The following is a 19,263-nucleotide window of genomic DNA, read 5'->3' as shown; positions in this document are numbered from 1 at the left end:
AGAATCCGTCTTTTTTACGATTGTTCCATTTCGCGAACAACATAAGGGTAAATTTTTCGATAACGAATGAAACCAGCGATGAATGAGGCGAGACCAACTGCGATTAAAATCGAGCAGACGATTTTACCCGTCAACGTCGTCAATCCGTCGCCAGACAGAAATTGATTGGCTGCGAACAAGATGACGAATAGGCTGAGCCAAATGCTTGCTTGGGTGTTAAATAAAAATTTCCGATTCGTACTCTTCGTATGGAATGCACGACGCTTAGCGAGTAAATAGCCTCCTAGCGACAAGACGATTAACAAGATTAGAACGAATTGCATGGGGATGACCTTCCTTTCTTTTTCGTATCTGTTTGTATCATATCAATATTTAGAGGAGCTGTGCACTGTGAAAGAACAAATCAGACAATTGATTGAAGACGCATCGACGATTATTATTCATCGGCATGAACGACCGGATCCGGATGCGCTTGGAAGCCAGTTCGGGTTACGTGAAGTTTTGCAGCAACAATTTCCGGAGAAAAAAATCTACGCCGTCGGTGAGATGGCAGACTCCCTATCGTTCATGGGGAAGCTCGACGCAGTGGAACCGAAAATGTATGAAGAAGCACTCGTCGTCATTTTAGATACGGCGAATGAAGCACGAATCGACGGTCATGTTGCGATGACAGGGCGTCACGTCATTAAGATTGATCATCACCCGGACGAAGATGCTTATGCAAAAGTCCAACTCGTCGATCCGACCGTCAGTTCGACATCGGAATTACTTGTCCATCTGTTGAATGACTGGGGATATCCTATCCCAGCGGCAGCGGCGATTCAATTTTATGCAGGAATCGTCGGGGATACAGGACGCTTCCAATTTAGAGGGACGACGAGCAAAACGTTTGCCGTCGCAGCACAACTGCTTGATCTCGAAATCGATACAGATTGGCTCTATCGCAACATGTATCAAACGGAACTCGTTGCACTTCATTTGCAAGGATATGTCCTGCAACATATCCAGTTGACGGATGCAGGCGTCGGTTATGTCGTCTTGACGCAAGAGACGTTAAAACGTTTCGATGCGACGGTCGAACAAGCTTCGTTGCTCGTCAATAGTTTTGCCGGCCTTAAAGGAATGAAGAGTTGGGCGTTATTCCTCGAGACGGAAAAAGAGGTCCGCGTGCGTATTCGTTCAAAAGGACCCGTCATCAACGAAGTAGCGAAGGAGTTCCGGGGCGGTGGACATCCGATGGCGTCCGGCGCGACAATCGATCACTTGTCAGAAGTGGATCAAGTCGTCGCCCGTCTCGACGCAGTCGCACGAGACTTCCGCTTCGAATGAAAAGAGGCTGCTCGCTATCATCCAAATTCGGATACATAGCGGACAGCCTTTTGTGGTCTCAGTGCGTCGTTGTCTCTTCTTGCGGAATAAACCAAATTCCGCGTTCTGTATGGTCTTCGATGACATTGAGTTCTAACTCTTTAACAGACTTCCGAATGCGTTCGGCGATTTCTTCTGTTTCAGTAAAGGCAGTGACACCGAGTTTGAGTTGCTCGACTTTTTCACGGGCAATCTGGCTACGATTTAAAATCATCAGAAACACTCCTTCCTTCCGCGTCATGATATTTCTATACTTATTGTATCGAATATTGAGTAAGAAGGCGATAGTCAGGAGTCGCTAGATATGAATGTTCTGAAAACTTTTACCATGCAAAAACTTATAATGGATGAAAGAAGTAGAAAAGGAGGGAGGAAATATGATGCAATTGAACGTACGAACGGCCTACAGCCCATTGCAGAGTATGATTCGTCTATCACCGTATCTCGACGAGTTGAAGCGAAGGGGAGCCTCAACTGCGGCGATTTGCGAGACGACACTAACGGGGGTTCCGGCGTTCGTTTCTGAATGTCAAAAACGGGATTTGCTTCCGGTCGTCGGTTATGAACAAGACATGAAGGAAATCGATGAATTCAATATTTTATGGTACGCCAAAACAGGTCGGGGATTACAGATGTTATACCGATTAGCCAGTGGACAGGAAACAGAGGAGTGCAGCGAATTAATCGCAATCCTTGAGCCGAAACGTCAAGCGACAGAAGATGAAACGCGACTTCGGCGTCAAGTCGTGAATTGGATGGGGTATGCCAAAAATGCGACGGTCTATTTAGGTGTGAAAATGGCGCGCTCGACTGTCGAACGGGACAGCAGGGAGCGTTACCGGGTAGTTGCCCAAGAGTTAGGACTGGAAACCATCCCGATCGATCCTGTCCGCTACTTGCGTCGTGACGACGCAGATGCCTACCAGGCACTCCGGGCGATTGACGAAGGGACACCGTTTCAAGAACAAAAAGTGAATCGACAAGCACATCTCAAGTCGGATGAAGAATTACGCGAACATTTTACCGAGCACGAACAACGTCTCTTGAAACAGTGGGCGCAGACGCAAGAAACACTTACATTACCGAAACAGTCGAGACCGTTGCCACGTGTCGCGGATGACTCAATGGGGAAACTACGTCAGCTTGCACGCGACGGATTACTGGCACACGGTCTAGTTGATGAGACTGCGGAGGCGAGACTCCGTTACGAACTCGACGTCATCGAAACAACTGGATTTGCTGACTACTTTTTAATCGTCGAGGATTTAGTACGGCATGCGAAAGCGGTCGGCATTCGTGTCGGTCCCGGGCGTGGGTCGGCTGCCGGGTCGCTCGTCAGTTATACATTAGGCATTACGACGGTTGATCCGTTGAAATATGGGTTGCTGTTCGAACGTTTCTTAAACCCAGAACGCATCACGATGCCGGATATCGATATCGATATTGAGGACGAACGCCGCGAGGAGCTACTGGATTATCTCGTTGACCGATATGGTCGAAGTCACGTCGGTCAAATCGGGACGTTGTCGACCCTTGGTGCAAAAGCATCACTTCGAGATGTCGCTCGTGTCCTCGAGTTTTCAAAAGATGAGACGGATGCTGCGGCGAAGCAAATCGCTAAAGAAACGACCTTACAAGGAATCGAACAAAAGCAAACCATCTACCGCTGGTTCTCCGGAAGTGAGAAGCGGCGCCAATTGTTACACCTCGCCCAAGCAATCGAAGGATTGCCAAGACAGCGGTCGATTCATGCAGCCGGTGTCGTGATCGGCTCGGAAGACTTGATTGAGACGACGCCGCTCGATACAGGATCGAGCGAGCGGTTCGTCACCCAATATCTGATGAAAGCACTCGAACAACAAGGTCTCTTGAAAATCGATTTACTAGGACTCAGGAATTTGACGCGTCTGAGACAAATGGAACAATTGATTCGCAGAGAGCATCCGGATTTTTCGATGGAAACGCTCCCTGAGGAAGACCCCGCGACGCTCCGTTTATTCGCGCGTGGAGATACGGACTATATCTTCCAGTTTGAATCGAACGGGATGAAGCAGACGTTACGTGAAGTTAAACCGACCCGTTTTGAAGATTTAGTCGCGACGATGTCACTCTTTCGGCCGGGGCCGATGAAATTCATCGATCTATATGCGAAACGCAAGGCGGGACAACCTTATCAAACGGTTCATCCGATTTTAGCGGAAGTACTAGAGACGACATACGGTGTCATCGTCTATCAAGAGCAAATCATGGAAATCACACGTCGGGTCGCCGGATTTACACTGGCGCAAGCAGATTTATTACGGCGGGCGATATCGAAAAAAAATAGTGCGTCGGTCGAATCAGAGAAAGTGCGTTTTTTAGAAGGTGCCGTTCAGAATGGTCTTGCGCAAACGACTGCTGAGACACTGTATGATCAAATCGAACGTTTCGCGGGCTATGGTTTTAACCGGAGTCACGCAGTCGCCTATACGAAGATTAGTTATGCGTTAGGTTATATGAAAGCTCACTATCCACAAGTTTTTTCCCTTGTGTCGATCGATCAACCGGAACGACTCGTCCGGGCGATGCGGGATAAGCGTTTGCCTGCTTTACCACCTGATATTTGGATTTCAGACTACCGTTCGACTTTGGAAGGAAAAGGCATCCGACTCGGGATTCAAGTGTTACGTGGAATATCGGAACGCGATTTTAAAGCCTTGAAAGAAGCAGCGAAATCATCGCAGACGATCACGACGTTACTGACGACCGTCGGCTGGGGAAAAAAAGAACGCGCTAAAATCGAGTTGTTACTCTATGGTGGGGCGTTCGACCGCGCGACACATGGTGACCGGGGATTAGCGGAACAAGAAGTCCTTGATTACTTTACGATGGCTTCGAATACACTCTTGCCGGACGAATTAGCAAGCCTCGGTAAGCGGGCAACGACAAAAGCCGTCACACGTACTGCGACGGACTGGGCGCGGCTCGAACGTGAAGCACTTGGATTCTGGTTAACCTACTCACCTTTGATGACAGCGATGACACCCCAAGTCGAGACGACGCATTTTCATGATGTTTCAAGCGAGATGGAAGAATCCGTCTATCTTATGTGTTACATCGAGCAGCTGCGGGAATTTAAGACGAAACGTGCACAATCAATGGGCGTCATGCAAGCCGTTGATGGGTATTCGAACGAAGAGGTCGTCATTTTCCCGAAACAGTACGACATGTATAAACGATCGTTGTATGTCGGAAACGTGTTGTTGATCGAAGTGAAGGTGCAAGACCGGGCAGGTGAGCGGCAGTTCGTGTTAGAGCGGTTGCGTCCGCTTGGTCAAGATGTCTTGTTCATCAAGTTACCTTCTAAAAATGAGCTGGCTCCTCTTGAACGTGTACTTGAAATTGCACCGGGTGACATCCCGGTCGTCGTCCGCTATGCTGACACGAACGAAACAAAGACGTTGCCGGATTTATATGCGATTCGTCATGAAGAAGAGCTGTTCGCGCAATTACGGATTCAATTTGGTGAAGCGAACATCATCTTAAAAAATGTCTCCCGATCAAACTAGTAGTAGGTAATAAGATTTGTTATAATAAGGGGTAATTGGTCTGACCAATGCCACCTAATTTTATGTAATGACGGGTACGTCAGAAAGGTGGTGCCGTAAAAATGAAGAAAAAGCGAAACGCTTTTGAAATGAACATTGCGGCAATTAAATTGATGATTGAGCAGGATGGATTAGTTCCGGGAGATCGGATCCCATCTGAACGTGAGTTGGCTGAGCGACTAGCAATCAGCCGACCGTCCGTCAGGGAAGCATTGCGAACGCTTGCTTATCTCGGAATCATTGAGACGAGACATGGTGGAGGAAGCTTTCTTTTAAATCGTGACGACCATACCTATATTCAAATCATTGCCCAATTTTTAGTGACCGGCGACTCGAAATTTGAAGATTTAGCAGGAACACTTCGCTTACTTGAACAATCTGCTATTGCCCAGTTGGACGATTATACGTTTCTGGAAGAACATCTCGATTCAGATACTGCGTTTCGAGAAACGTTGATCAATACGGTGAAAAATGATTTGTTCGAGCGGATTTGGAGACAAGTGAATGCATTTTATCAAAGTTTTGGTCAAGGGGAACTCTATACGCGAGCGGAACGGGAAGCACTCCTGAAACGCTCTTAGGAACTACAAGGGGGAACTAACGTGCAAGCATTTTTTCGAAAACCTAAAAAGTTCGTGACGTTGACGACGAAAGAGCAACGGGTCGACGTCCCAGTCGGACTGATGACGAAATGTCCAAAATGTAAATTAATCCAATATACGAAACAACTTGAAGCCAACTTGCGTGTCTGTACATGTGGATATCACCATCCTTTGACGGCGCAGGAACGTTTTTCGCAACTATTTGATGACGGTAGCATCACATATTTTGATCTTCCGAACGTAAAAGCAGACCCGCTTCAATTTCAAGATTATCCAGAAAAATTGAAGGGCGATCAAGTGCGGACAGGTCTTGAAGAAGCCATCGTCTGTGGTGTCGGTACGGTGGATGGTTATCCACTCGTTGCGTGTGTGATGGATGCTCGCTTTCGGATGGGTTCGATGGGGGCGGCAGTTGGAGCAGCGATTGCAGAAGCAGTCCGGTATGCAACGAAACATCGATTGCCTGTAACGATTTTCTCTGCTTCAGGTGGGGCACGGATGCAAGAAGGCATGGTCAGTTTAATGCAAATGGCGAAGTCGAGTTTATTCCTGAAGCAACATTCGGATGCCGGACTCCTCTACATCTCATGCATGACTCATCCGACGACAGGTGGTGTCTCAGCTAGTTTTGCGATGCTTGGAGACTACAACATTGCAGAGCCGGGTGCGTTGATTGGATTTGCAGGACGACGGATCATCGAACAAACGATTCGAGAAAAATTGCCGGAAGATTTTCAGACGTCGGAATTTCTACTACAAGCGGGTCAACTCGATGATGTCGTATCACGACACGATTTGAAGACCTACTATAAACGAATTCTGATGATGCACGCGGAGGGAACAAATCATGCAACCATTTGATCAACCAGTCATCGCGTTACGCGAGAAAATATTAGAACTTCACGACATGGCGGAAACGCAAGGTCTCGATTTTAAAGAAGAGCTGAATTTGCTCGAAGAACGATTACGTCGATTAGAACTCGATATTTATGGGAATATGAAAGCGTGGAACCGTGTGCAGTTGGCACGTCATCCTGAACGACCGACGACGCTTGATTATGTCGAGCGGATTTGTGACGACTTCATCGAACTTCATGGCGACCGGCATGGATATGATGATGCTGCAATCGTTGGTGGAATCGCGATGCTGAACGGTCGACCTGTAACAATCATCGGCCATCAGCGTGGTAAGGATACGAAGGAAAACATCCGCCGAAACTTTGGAATGCCTCATCCGGAAGGATATCGAAAAGCACTCCGACTCATGCAACAAGCCGTGAAGTTCAACCGTCCAATCATTACGTTCATCGATACGAAAGGGGCTTACCCGGGTCGTGCAGCGGAAGAGCGCGGCCAAAGCGAGGCGATCGCGAAAAATCTCTTTGAAATGGCTGGCATGGAAGTGCCGATCATCTCGATCGTCATTGGCGAAGGCGGTTCTGGTGGAGCGCTTGGTATCGGTGTATGTGATGAACTGTTGATGCTCGAAAACTCAACATACTCTGTCATATCACCCGAAGGTGCAGCTGCTTTGCTTTGGAAAGATGCAAGTCTTGCAGAACAAGCGGCGGAATCAATGCGAATTACTGCACCCGATTTATTGCGTCTAGGGATTGCGGATGCAATCATTCCTGAAGTCATTGGTGGAGCACACTTAGATGTTTCATTACAGGCGGACAAATTAAAAGTTGTACTAGAACAGAAGCTTGCGTATCTTACACAGTTAACATCAGAACAGCTGATTGAGAAGCGCACAGAAAAATATCACCGGATTGGCACATAAGGGGCATGTAATCGCTATCATGGTTGGGATTCCTTATTTCGTGATAGGCTGAACAAACTGTCGGTTCAAGTTTATGCAATCTGCCCTGTTGTAAAACAAGAAAACAACGTGCTATTTTAGATTCAGATTAATAGAGAGGTGATTAACGTGAGTTTAAAACGGATTGCTGTCTTAACAAGTGGTGGAGATGCACCCGGGATGAATGCTGCGGTGCGTGCTGTTACACGTAAAGCAATTTTTCATGGCCTAGAAGTATTTGGTGTCTACAATGGATATCAAGGTTTAATCAATGGAGATCTCGTCCAATTGAACCTTGGGTCAGTTGGGGACATTATTCAGCGTGGAGGAACGTTCCTTCGTTCAGCTCGCTGTCCTGAGTTCCGCACAGAAGAAGGACGTGCGAAAGCAGTCGTCAACTTGAAGAAATTCGAAATTGACGCACTTGTCGTCGTAGGTGGCGACGGGTCGTACCGTGGTGCTCAAAAACTGACGGGACTTGGTTTCCCGACAATCGGTCTTCCGGGAACGATTGATAATGATATTCCAGGAACGGATTATACGATTGGATTTGATACAGCGCTCAATACAGCGCTCGAAGCAATCGATAAAATCCGGGATACGGCATCTTCGCATGAACGGACATATGTCATCGAAGTCATGGGTCGTGATGCTGGAGATATCGCACTCTATGCTGGATTAGCAGGTGGAGCGGAGTCGATTCTTGTTCCAGAGCGTCCAGAAGATTTAAAAGAAGTCCTCGATCGTATTCAAAGTGGTGTCAATCGTGGTAAAAAACACTCGATCGTCATCGTCGCTGAAGGTGCAGGTCGGGCGCAAGATGTTGGGGATCAAATCGCGAAAGAAACAGGGCTTGATACACGCGTTACCGTGTTAGGTCATGTTCAACGTGGAGGAGCGCCAACAGCTGCTGACCGCGTACTTGCGAGCCGGATGGGCGCTTACGCAATCGACATTTTACTTGAAGGTAAACAGGGACGTGTTGTTGGCGTTCGGGGTGGTAAAATGATGGATCTTGATATTGACGAAGCATTAGATGAAAACAAACATGTACTCGATCTTGATATCTTAGAATTGTCGAAACAACTCTCAATCTAATATATCTTTAATACTTGAGGTCATTTTGGTTAGGTTTATTGGCACTGTTGACAAACGGCCAAACATTGTAGGAGGTTTATGGAATATGCGCAGAACTAAAATTGTATGTACGATTGGACCGGCGTCAGAAAAACGTCTTCCAGAAATGATTGAAGCAGGAATGAACGTCGCTCGTTTGAACTTCTCACACGGTGACTATGAAGAACACGGCGCACGAATCACGGATATCCGCCGCGCAGCTGAAGAAGCAAACAAATTAGTAACAATCCTTTTAGATACAAAAGGTCCTGAAATCCGGACGCATACGTTTGAAGAAGGAAAAGCGCTTCTCGTCCGTGGCAAACAAGTCATCGTCGTCAGCGGTGATGCAAATGAAATCGTCGGTACAGCAGATAAATTCTCTGTGACATATGACGGTTTGTATGATGATGTCGAAGTCGGTTCGATGATCATGTTAGACGATGGATTAATCGGACTTCGTGTTGCGGAGAAACTTGCGAACCGTGAACTTCTTTGTGACATCGAAAACGAAGGTATCATCAAAACGAAAAAAGGTGTTAACTTACCGAACGTAAAAGTTAACCTACCTGCTTTGACAGATAAAGATATCGCAGACATCGAGTTCGGAATCAAGAGTGACATCGATTTAATCGCTGCTTCATTCGTCCGTCGTGCGTCTGACGTTGTGGCGATTCGTCAATTGCTTGAAAAACACAACGCGAGCCACATCAAAATCTTCCCGAAAATCGAAAACCAAGAAGGTTTCGACAACATCGAAGAAATCATCGCGATTTCAGACGGTTTGATGGTTGCACGTGGTGATCTTGGAATCGAGATTCCGACTGAAGAAGTAACACCAGCTCAAAAAGACCTCATCAAAATTTGTAATCACTATGGTAAACCAGTCATCACAGCAACACAGATGCTTGATTCGATGCAACGTTTCCCACGTCCGACACGTGCCGAAGCATCAGACGTCGCGAATGCGATTCTTGATGGAACGGATGCAATCATGCTTTCAGGCGAAACAGCAGCAGGGGATTACCCGATCGAGTCTGTTCAAATGATGCATACGATTGCGAAGCGGACAGAAAAAATGCTCGACTACAAAAAATTATTGAAAGATCGTCAAACGCGTAGTGAGCACACGGTGACGGATGCAATCGCTCAAGCGGTGACGCATACATCAATCAACTTGGACGCAAAAGCAATCTTGACGCCGACACAATCAGGCTACACGGCATCACGGATTTCAAAATACCGTCCAGAGGCGAACATCGTTGCGGTCACACCAAGCGCGCGTGTTGCGCGTCAGTTGAATATCGTCTGGGGTGTGTACCCAATCGTCGTTGATCATCTCTCGGACAACACGGATGATATGTTGACACTTGCTGCCGATACAGCAAAAGATGCTGGATTCGTCACAGATGGTGACCTCGTCGTCATCTCTGCTGGGATCCCTGCTCTGACTGCCGGTACAACGAATATGTTGAAAATTCATATCGTTGGTAAAGAAATCGCGAACGGTCGCGGAATCGGCGAACGTGGTGTCGTTGGCGAAGTCGTCATCGCGCACACAGCTGAAGAAGCAAACGCGAAAGCAAAAAAAGGTATGATTCTTGTTACGAACTCAACAGATCGTGACATGATGCCTGCAATCGAGTTAGCAGCTGCAATGATCACAGTCGATGGCGGATTGACAAGCCATGCTGGTATCGTAGGTCCTTCACTCGGCAAACCAGTCATCGTCGGTGTTGAAAATGCTTTGACAATCTTTACAGATGGTCAAATGATTTCAATCGATCCATTGACAGGGAAATTGTACAACGCATAATCAATGAAACGGATATGGCGAAAGCCATGTCCGTTTTTTCGAAACATGGGGGTCGTCATGGAAGCCTATCTCTTTTTAATTGGTCTCGTTTTAATCGGAGTCATTGCGCAAAATAAGTCACTCATCATCGCAGCTGCCTTCTTGTTGATCGTCAAAGCGATTGGATTAGATAGTCGCCTCTTCCCATCGTTGCAGGCGAAGGGGATCACCTGGGGCGTGACATTGATCACGGCTGCAATTCTCGTGCCGATTGCGGCAGGGGACATCGGGTTTAAGGAATTGTTAAACAGCATCCGGGGTCATATCGGAATCATTTCATTTTTAGCGGGAATATTCGTCGCAATCGTTGCTGCCCACGGGGTCGGTTTGATGAAGGAAGATCCACTCGTCACAACGGCACTGCTTGCCGGAACAATTCTTGCGGTCGGTTTATTCAGAGGTGTTCCCGTAGGTCCATTGATAGGAGCAGGAATCGCTGCACTCGTCATTGGAATGTGGGATGTTATATCAAAAGCATTTAGTGGCTAAGTGACTTAAATGAACGCAAACGAATTAATTTTTTGATAATAGTATGCAAGTTCGTTCACTTTTTGGTTAATTTTGTTTATACTAAGGACAGAAACAAGATGGTCTATTCAAGAACAAGCGATTCAGCAAGGGGATTTCTTGAGTAGACGTCTTTTTTTCAATACGGAAATGAAAGCGTTTTAAATTTCTGGGGGAAAAAAAGGGGGATTTTTACATGACTCAAACAAAAGGGTTAGAAGGAATCGTCGCGACAGCATCGAAGATTAGTTCGATTATCGATGGTCAGTTGACGTATGGTGGTTATACAATTGATGATTTGGCGGAGCACGCCTCATTTGAAGAAGTCGTCTTCTTACTTTGGAACGATCGTTTGCCAAAAGAGGATGAGTTAAAGCAACTTTCAGAAGCTTTGATTACTGAAGCAGAAGTTGCACCGGCTGTACTTGAGACGTTAAAAGTAGCTCCGAAAACAGCGAACGCGATGGCAGCCATCCGAACTGCTTTATCACAGCTCGCATTGTATGATGAGTCTGCTGAAGATATGTCGACAGAGGCGAACTACGCTAAAGCCATCAAACTCCAAGCACAAATCGCGACGCTCGTAACGGCGTACGCGCGTATCAAGAAGGGGCACGATCCGATTGCACCAAAATCCGGTCTTTCGTACGCTGCGAACTTCCTGTATATGTTGACAGGTGAAGAGCCGACGGAAGTTGCTGAAAAAGCATTCAATCAGGCGCTTGTTCTCCATGCAGACCACGAGTTGAACGCCTCGACGTTCACAGCACGTGTTTGTGTCGCGACACTTTCTGATGTCTATTCAGGTGTGACGGCGGCAATGGGTGCACTCAAAGGACCACTTCACGGTGGAGCGAACGAAGCGGTCATGAAAATGTTGACTGAAATTGATTCGGTTGAAAAGGTTGACGAGTATGTTCATAATAAACTTAAGAACAAGGAAAAAATCATGGGCTTCGGTCATCGTGTTTATAAAGATGGTGATCCACGCGCGAAGCACCTTCAAGAGATGAGCCGTCAATTGACGGCTCAAATCGGGGAGCCGAAATGGTATGAGATGTCAGTTAAGGTTGACGAAATCGTCCAGTCGGAAAAAGGATTGAAACCAAATGTTGATTTCTATTCTGCTTCTACGTACCATGCACTTGGTCTTGATACAGAATTGTTTACACCAATCTTTGCTGTTAGTCGGATGTCAGGTTGGTTAGCGCACATTTTAGAGCAATATAGTGACAATCGCCTCATTCGCCCACGCGCAGATTATATTGGTGAAACGCACCGGACATACGTGTCTATGAACGAACGTTAAGCGACGGAGAGGAGCAATCCTCTCCTGCTTTTTGACGTTAACTATTATTCAAGGGGGATTTTACACATGGCTACAATTCAAGGCGAAAACATCACGGTAACAAACGGGACATTGCACGTACCTAACGCTCCAATCATTCCTTTCATCATCGGTGATGGCACTGGACCTGATATCTGGAATGCCGCAGTTCGCGTATTTGACGCTGCAGTCGAAAAAGCATACAACGGCGAAAAGAAAATTGAATGGAAAGAAGTCTATGCAGGCGAAAAAGCATTCAATAAAACAGGTAGCTGGCTTCCTGAAGAAACGCTTGACCTAATCCGCGAGCACATCATCGCAATCAAAGGACCACTCACGACACCAGTCGGTGGTGGAATTCGTTCACTGAACGTTGCCCTTCGTCAAGAACTCGACTTGTACACATGTCTCCGTCCGGTACGTTATTTCACTGGTGTTCCGTCACCTGTTAAACGTCCTGAAGATACTGATATGGTCATCTTCCGTGAAAACACAGAAGACATCTACGCAGGAATCGAATATGCAGAAGGTAGCGAAGGTGCACAAAAATTACTTAACTTCCTCCAAACAGAAATGGGTGTCAACAAAATTCGCTTCCCAGAAACATCAGGTCTCGGAATTAAACCGATTTCAAAAGAAGGGACAGAACGCCTCGTCCGTGCTGCAATCGAATATGCACTTGAAAACAAACGTGCTTCATTGACGCTCGTTCATAAAGGAAACATCATGAAGTTCACGGAAGGTGCTTTCAAAAACTGGGGATACGAGCTTGCTGAGCGTGAATACGCAGAGCACGTCTTCACATGGAACCAGTATGACCGCATCAAAGAAGAAGAAGGTGCTGATGCAGCAAACAAAGCGCAATCAGAAGCTGAAGCTGCTGGCAAATTGATCGTCAAAGATTCAATTGCAGATATCTTCCTCCAACAGATTCTCACGCGTCCAAAAGAGTTTGATGTCGTTGCGACAATGAACTTAAACGGAGACTACATTTCAGATGCACTTGCAGCACAAGTCGGTGGAATCGGAATTGCTCCTGGAGCAAACATCAACTACATCACAGGACATGCAATCTTCGAAGCAACGCACGGTACTGCACCGAAGTATGCTGGTCTTGATAAAGTAAACCCATCGTCAGTCATCCTTTCTGGAGAAATGATGTTCCGTCACCTTGGCTGGAACGAAGCGGCTGATTTAATCATCAAGTCAATGGAAACATCAATCGAAGAAAAAGTGGTCACATATGACTTCGCACGTCTCATGGATGGCGCGACAGAAGTAAAATGTTCTGAATTCGCGGATGAACTCATCAAAAACATGTAATCTCGGATTAGAGGGGGTATGGGAAGATGAACAAGCGGAAGAAAATTTCAGTCATCGGTAGTGGATTTACGGGAGCGACGACAGCACTTTATCTTGCTCAAAAAGAGCTTGGAGATATCGTACTCGTCGATATGCCGCAACTGGAAGATCCGACAAAAGGCAAAGCACTTGATTTACAGGAAACGGCTCCGATTCAAGGATTTGATTCATGGATTCAAGGAACGTCTGACTACAAGGACATCAGTGACTCGGATATCGTCGTCATTACGGCAGGTATCGCCCGGAAGCCGGGAATGAGTCGGGAAGATTTAGTCAGCACGAATGCAACTGTCATGAAATCGGTGACAAAAGAAATCGTTCGCCATGCACCGGAATCGATCATTATCGTGTTGACGAATCCGGTTGATGCGATGACGTATACGGTCTTTCAGGAGTCAGGATTTCCGAAAGAACGGGTCATCGGTCAATCGGGTGTACTCGATACGGCACGGTTCCGGACGTTCATCGCCATGGAATTGAACGTCTCCGTTAAGGATGTCTCAGGATTTGTCCTCGGCGGACACGGTGATGACATGGTGCCTTTACTTCGCTATTCACAGGCCGGTGGTATTCCGGTCGAGAAACTCATTTCTGCCGATCGCCTCGCGGCAATCGTTGAACGGACACGCAAAGGGGGCGGAGAAATCGTCCAGTTACTTGGAAACGGCTCTGCCTACTATGCGCCAGCAGCTGCCATCGTTGAGATGGTAGAGGCAATCCTGAAAGATCAGCGACGGATTTTACCAGCCATCGCGTATCTTGAAGGAGAGTATGGCTATCACGATCTATACTTTGGGGTTCCGACGATCATCGGTGGGAATGGTCTCGAACAGATTATCGAGCTTGAATTGACAGAAGACGAACAACAATCGCTTGACCGTTCGGCGGAGACCGTTCGATCTGTCCTGACGATTTTATGAATGTGAAATTACAACACCACGCCTTTCTAGACAGTCTTGACTGTTTCGGGAAGGCGTGGTGTTTGCGTTAAAAGGAATGTAGCCGCTTAGTAGGAACGTAAAATTTTGAACGGAGGATGTCATATCGTTCCTCAATCAGAATAATTTCAGACTTTATAAATCGTTCGCATATATTGAGTATATGTACAATCAGGCATTAAAAATTTTAAGGAACATATCAAACGAATACAAGGAATGTGTATTAATATTTTTTTAGTAGGGTATAAATGGAAGGTACGTTCATTGCATATTATTTCTCAGTAAAGGGAGGAAACAACATGCGGGCTGTAACCTATCAAGGGGCAAAGAATATTGAAGTAAAAAATGTAGCAGATCCATCGATTGAAAAGAATGATGACATTATTGTTAAAATTACATCGACAGCAATATGCGGTTCAGATTTACACATTTACCAAGGAACGATGCCGGCAAAAAAAGACTATGTCATCGGTCATGAGCCAATGGGAATTGTTGAAGAAGTAGGTCCTGAAGTAACAAAGGTAAAACGAGGAGACAGAGTCGTCTTACCATTTAACGTTTCTTGTGGTCATTGTTTCTTTTGCGAGCATGATATGGAAAGTCAATGTGATAATTCGAATGGGAATCCTCACGTTGATACAGGTGGATACTTTGGATTTACGGAAACGTTTGGTGACCATCCCGGTGGTCAGGCGGAATATTTAAAAGTGCCTTACGGAAACTTCATGCCACTCGTTATTCCTGAATCATGTGAGTTAGAAGATGAGGCTCTACTCTTTTTATCCGATGTTATTCCAACTGCATATTGGAGTGTTGTGAATAGTGGAGTGAAAAAAGGTGATACCGTCGTAATTCTCGGATCCGGTCCGGTCGGATTAATGACTCAAAAATTTGCGTGGTTGCAGGGTGCGAAGCGAGTGATCGCTGTTGATCAACAAGTGTATCGCTTAAATCATGCGAAGATGACAAACCATGTCGAGACTGTAAATCTACAAGATCATCAAGAAACTGGACAGTATATAAAAGAGTTGACGCAAGGTGGAGCAGATGTTGTCATTGATTGTGTTGGACTGGATGGAAAAATGTCTTCGCTTGAAAAGGTTGAACAAAAAATTGGATTGCAGGGCGGAACGTTGAGTGCCATCAATATTGCAAAAGATGCAGTTCGTAAGTTCGGAACCGTTCAATTAACAGGTGTGTATGCAGAAAAATACAATCAGTTCCCGCTTGGCGATTTTTTCACGCGAAATATTACGTTGAAGATGGGACAGGCACCGGTTGTCCATTTGATGCCGGGGTTATTTCAAAAAATTATTAATCGGGAGTTCGACCCGACTGATATTATTACACACAAGGTTGGTATAGAAGACGCCGCACAAGCTTATAAAACCTTTAATAATCACGAAGACGGTTGCATTAAGGTGATACTAAAACCATAAGTACCCATTTTGATGGGCATTTCCAACAATCATTTTTTTGTGAGAGATATCCTCGCTTTTAGTCAGCTATTTAGGTTATAGAAAATTTGTTACGAAGATGGAGAATTTTCTATGGAAGATTGTCTTTCCGTTTTATCTAAAAACTGAGCACTCCTTCAGAAAGAAGGAGTGCTCAGTTTTTGTTTTAATGTTGAGTTTGGTATTCAATTTTTGAAGAATTCTCCAACATTCCTGTACTTTGAATTAAAAGAAAAGGACGGGCCATAGGAAACCGACTGCTAAACCAAGCAACATGCCGACGAATACTTGGAATTCCGTGTGTCCGACTAATTCGTTTAATAGTGGCGTGTCATGACGGATTCCCTTGAAGTAGTCATTCAGTAGTTTTGCCTGTAACCCAACAGCCTGCCTGACGCCTGTCGCGTCATACATGATGATGACTGCAAAGATGGTCGCGAGAGCGAACAGCGACGAACCGAAGCCTTCTTGGAAGCCGATGACGACGGCGAGGGCGACGACGGTCGAACTATGTGAACTTGGCATGCCGCCTGACGCGAACATGATTTCAAGATCAAAAGTTTTATTCTTGATGACACCTGTGACGAGTTTTGCGGCTTGTGCGATAAACCATGCGGTAAATGCAGCGAGTAAAGGGCTATTCCATTCCATGTCTATTCCTCCAGATTCATTGACGATACAGTATTGTTTCCCGAATTGATGGGCTTTTACACGGAAATCTGACTTTCGACGCAGCTTGACCTTAAAGATTGTGTAAAGAAAGGTAAGAAAGATTTGTGATTCAGTAGGAAAAGTCGTTAAGATGAAGACAGAAGAAGTGGATTCCAATGAATTCCGCATTCGAAGATGAGATTTGCCGAGGAGGCCGACTGTTTTGAAAGATAAAATAATTGTTGTTGATGACGAACTCTCGATCGCTACACTTTTGAAATTCAATCTAGAACAAGCTGGCTTTATTGTAGAGACTGCCCACGATGGCATGTCCGGTTTAAAATTAGCGGAAAAGCAAGATGCCGCATTGATTGTACTCGATTTAATGCTACCGGAACTGGATGGACTTGAAGTCTGTAAACGACTTCGCCAACAAAAAATCAACACGCCAATCTTGATGTTGACGGCAAAAGATGACGAATTTGATAAAGTGCTGGGACTTGAGCTCGGAGCAGACGATTATTTGACGAAACCGTTTAGTCCGCGCGAAGTCGTAGCCCGTGTCAAGGCGATTCTTCGCCGAATGAATCAGCAAGTCGCGACGGAAGAAACGACGGATGGAACGATCTTAATCGGGGACGTCAAAATCGTTCCGGATAACTATGAAGCGTTCAAAGCAGAGGAACGCCTAGAGCTCACACCAAAAGAGTTCGAGTTGCTCGTTTACCTCGCTAAAAATAAAGGTCGGGTTTTGACACGTGATCAACTCCTATCTGCGATTTGGAACTATGATTTTGTCGGAGATACGCGAATTGTCGATGTGCATATCAGTCACGTACGTGAAAAGATTGAACCGAATACGAAAAAACCGATCTATATTAAAACAATCCGTGGGCTCGGATATAAGATGGAGGAGCCGAAAGTGGAATGAGCAAATACCGAAAACGATTCATACTAAAAATGTTGTCCTTCATCAGTCTTGTGCTGATTGCGCTTGGTTTTTTGTTAGGACAATCGTTTAAAGAGTTTTATGTGAATAACGAAAAAGAAAAGTTGATGGATGAAACATCACTCGTTGAAACGATTTTACAAGGTCGATCGTTAGAAGAGATGGCTGCGTATGTCGACCAATTGTACGCAGAATCGCATTTCGATATGATTTTATTTAACTCACGGGGAGAAATCATTGCCGGGACACCCGTTGATGTTACGAAATTAAATGTGCGGGCAATCAATTTCTCAGCGATTCCGGTGGATGGTACGTTCGAATCGAAGACCGATGATACGAGTCTCCAGTTTACGAAACCTGTCCAGACAGCTAGTGGAAATGAAGTGTACCTCAGCTTGATTCGTTATACGAAAGACTTAGATGTCATCTACTCACGCATTTGGACGGTGATCGTTCTTTCGCTCATCGTCTCCTTGTTTATGATTTTCTTTACCGTCTACAGCTCGACGAAACGGTTCTTACGTCCTGTAGCGGAAGCGACGGAAGTTTTGCGTGAACTATCGCACGGAAACTATAAATCCCGTGTCTATGAGTTAAATTCACCAGATGAATCAAGGGACTTAGGGAAGTCGATCAATTTACTCGCACGCAACTTAGAAAATGCTTCGTCCGGTGAAGCGATGCAACGCGCGCGACTTGAGTCGTTGATTGAATACATGGGTGCCGGTCTGATGTTGATTGATGAAAAAGGCTACGTTCTCCTCGTCAATCGGACGTATCGGGAAATGTTCAACATTCATGGTAAATCAAATGGTCAACTGTATTATCGTGTGTTGCCAAATGAGAAAATGAGTCAAGTCATTGAAGATGTTTACTTGACGGAAAAACCGAACCGGAAACAATCGAGTGTCCGCTTTGGAATCAATAGTCGGACGTTCATGGTCAGTGCGGCACCAATCTTCGGTAAGAATGGCCGTGTCCAAGGTACGACCGTCGTTTTCAATGACATCACGGAAATCAAGAAGCTGGAGCAGATGCGGAAAGACTTCGTCGCAAATGTTAGCCACGAGTTAAAGACACCATTAACATCGATTAAAGGATTTGCGGAAACCTTGCTTGATGGTGCGCAAGACGTACCGGAAATCCGCGAACAATTTTTGAATATCATTCACGATGAGTCTGAGCGGATGCAGACATTAGTAGAGGACTTGTTGGAGTTATCGCGTCTTGAACAAGATAACTATCAACTTGAGACGACGATTGTCGATGTGACGAGTCTGATTAACGAGACAGAGGCGTTGCTGCATCATAAGGCGCAAGAAAAAGAGATGACGATCCATATCGAGACGGAAGAGGAAGTCTTCATCCGGGCAGACTTGAATCGGTTGAAACAAGTCGTCGTCAACCTAGTTGCCAATGCTTTGAATTATACGCCGAATGGTGGGAATGTCTGGGTCAGCTTAGAAGACGGGGAAGAGATGGTCACGCTCCAAATCAAGGATGACGGGATCGGAATACATCCGAAAGAAACGCAACGGATTTTCGAACGTTTCTATCGGATTGACAAAGCGAGAAGTCGTAATTCAGGTGGGACAGGGTTAGGTCTTGCCATCGTTAAACACATCATCGATTTGCATCATGGAACGATTGATGTCGAGTCGGAGGAGCAACAAGGAACGACCTTTACGATACGTTTACCGAAAAAAGGCTGAACTTCACCGTGAGTTCATATTCTCTTTACAG

General features: G+C 45.8%; 17 protein-coding genes. 14 read left to right on the top strand and 3 right to left on the bottom strand.

What is annotated here, in order from left to right; genetic code table 11:
* Positions 1-14: 14 nt before the first annotated feature.
* A complete protein-coding gene (locus tag A0126_RS10920) occupies positions 15-323 on the bottom strand; it encodes a YtpI family protein (RefSeq protein ID WP_088837614.1) in 309 nt (102 codons plus the stop codon).
* A 67-nt stretch (positions 324-390) separates the two neighbouring features.
* Here A0126_RS10920 and A0126_RS10915 point away from each other — a divergent pair, with 67 nt between their 5' ends.
* The gene (locus tag A0126_RS10915; RefSeq protein WP_088837613.1) at positions 391-1,329 is read left to right on the top strand and encodes a DHH family phosphoesterase; all 939 of its coding nucleotides are present in this window, start codon (positions 391-393) and stop codon (positions 1,327-1,329) included.
* 58 nt (positions 1,330-1,387) lie between these two features.
* On the opposite strand, the gene A0126_RS10910 is transcribed toward A0126_RS10915, so the two are convergent.
* Positions 1,388-1,582 carry a YtzJ family protein gene (locus A0126_RS10910; RefSeq protein ID WP_088837612.1) on the bottom strand — a complete coding sequence of 65 codons (195 nt, stop codon included), beginning with the start codon at positions 1,580-1,582 and terminating at the stop codon, positions 1,388-1,390.
* Between the two features lie 163 nt (positions 1,583-1,745).
* On the opposite strand from A0126_RS10910, the gene dnaE reads away from it, so the two are divergent.
* The 11 genes from dnaE to A0126_RS10855 all read left to right on the top strand — a co-directional run bounded on the left by dnaE (position 1,746) and on the right by A0126_RS10855 (position 15,902).
* Positions 1,746-4,916, top strand: coding sequence for a DNA polymerase III subunit alpha (gene dnaE / locus A0126_RS10905; protein WP_088837611.1), 3,171 nt, complete (start codon positions 1,746-1,748; stop codon positions 4,914-4,916).
* 101 nt (positions 4,917-5,017) lie between these two features.
* The gene (locus A0126_RS10900) at positions 5,018-5,536 is read left to right on the top strand and encodes a FadR/GntR family transcriptional regulator (protein ID WP_088837610.1); all 519 of its coding nucleotides are present in this window, start codon (positions 5,018-5,020) and stop codon (positions 5,534-5,536) included.
* Between the two features lie 21 nt (positions 5,537-5,557).
* Positions 5,558-6,418: an acetyl-CoA carboxylase, carboxyltransferase subunit beta gene (gene accD, locus A0126_RS10895; protein WP_088837609.1), complete on the top strand. Its 861-nt coding sequence runs from the start codon at positions 5,558-5,560 to the stop codon at positions 6,416-6,418.
* Positions 6,405-7,340, top strand: coding sequence for an acetyl-CoA carboxylase carboxyl transferase subunit alpha (gene accA / locus A0126_RS10890; protein ID WP_029331147.1), 936 nt, complete (start codon positions 6,405-6,407; stop codon positions 7,338-7,340). Before accD ends, accA begins: the two co-directional genes overlap by 14 nt.
* 147 nt (positions 7,341-7,487) lie before the next feature.
* Positions 7,488-8,456: a 6-phosphofructokinase gene (gene pfkA, locus A0126_RS10885; protein ID WP_088837608.1), complete on the top strand. Its 969-nt coding sequence runs from the start codon at positions 7,488-7,490 to the stop codon at positions 8,454-8,456.
* A gap of 85 nt (positions 8,457-8,541) precedes the next feature.
* The gene (pyk, locus tag A0126_RS10880) at positions 8,542-10,290 is read left to right on the top strand and encodes a pyruvate kinase (RefSeq protein WP_088837607.1); all 1,749 of its coding nucleotides are present in this window, start codon (positions 8,542-8,544) and stop codon (positions 10,288-10,290) included.
* Positions 10,291-10,347: 57 nt separating this feature from the next.
* Positions 10,348-10,818, top strand: coding sequence for a DUF441 domain-containing protein (locus A0126_RS10875; RefSeq protein ID WP_029331144.1), 471 nt, complete (start codon positions 10,348-10,350; stop codon positions 10,816-10,818).
* 214 nt (positions 10,819-11,032) lie between these two features.
* Positions 11,033-12,145: a citrate synthase gene (citZ, locus tag A0126_RS10870; protein ID WP_088837606.1), complete on the top strand. Its 1,113-nt coding sequence runs from the start codon at positions 11,033-11,035 to the stop codon at positions 12,143-12,145.
* Positions 12,146-12,211: 66 nt separating this feature from the next.
* The gene (gene icd / locus A0126_RS10865) at positions 12,212-13,486 is read left to right on the top strand and encodes an NADP-dependent isocitrate dehydrogenase (protein ID WP_029331142.1); all 1,275 of its coding nucleotides are present in this window, start codon (positions 12,212-12,214) and stop codon (positions 13,484-13,486) included.
* Positions 13,487-13,512: 26 nt separating this feature from the next.
* Positions 13,513-14,445, top strand: coding sequence for a malate dehydrogenase (gene mdh / locus A0126_RS10860; RefSeq protein WP_088837605.1), 933 nt, complete (start codon positions 13,513-13,515; stop codon positions 14,443-14,445).
* 317 nt (positions 14,446-14,762) lie between these two features.
* Positions 14,763-15,902: a zinc-dependent alcohol dehydrogenase gene (locus tag A0126_RS10855; protein WP_088837604.1), complete on the top strand. Its 1,140-nt coding sequence runs from the start codon at positions 14,763-14,765 to the stop codon at positions 15,900-15,902.
* A gap of 243 nt (positions 15,903-16,145) precedes the next feature.
* On the opposite strand, the gene A0126_RS10850 is transcribed toward A0126_RS10855, so the two are convergent.
* Entirely contained in the window at positions 16,146-16,571 is a 426-nt protein-coding gene (locus A0126_RS10850; protein ID WP_088837603.1) for a divergent PAP2 family protein, read from the bottom strand.
* A gap of 223 nt (positions 16,572-16,794) precedes the next feature.
* Between A0126_RS10850 and A0126_RS10845 the strand changes: the two genes are divergently transcribed.
* The gene (locus tag A0126_RS10845) at positions 16,795-17,502 is read left to right on the top strand and encodes a response regulator transcription factor (protein ID WP_029331139.1); all 708 of its coding nucleotides are present in this window, start codon (positions 16,795-16,797) and stop codon (positions 17,500-17,502) included.
* On the top strand, positions 17,499-19,232 hold the full coding sequence (pnpS, locus tag A0126_RS10840; RefSeq protein ID WP_088837602.1) for a two-component system histidine kinase PnpS: 1,734 nt from the start codon (positions 17,499-17,501) through the stop codon (positions 19,230-19,232). The genes A0126_RS10845 and pnpS overlap by 4 nt, the downstream gene beginning before the upstream one ends.
* The last annotated feature ends 31 nt before the right edge of the window (positions 19,233-19,263 follow it).

The organism is Exiguobacterium sp. N4-1P (genome assembly GCF_002214325.1).
The sequence above is the reverse complement of the archived record's forward strand: the minus strand, read 5'-3'. Positions and strand labels throughout refer to the sequence as shown.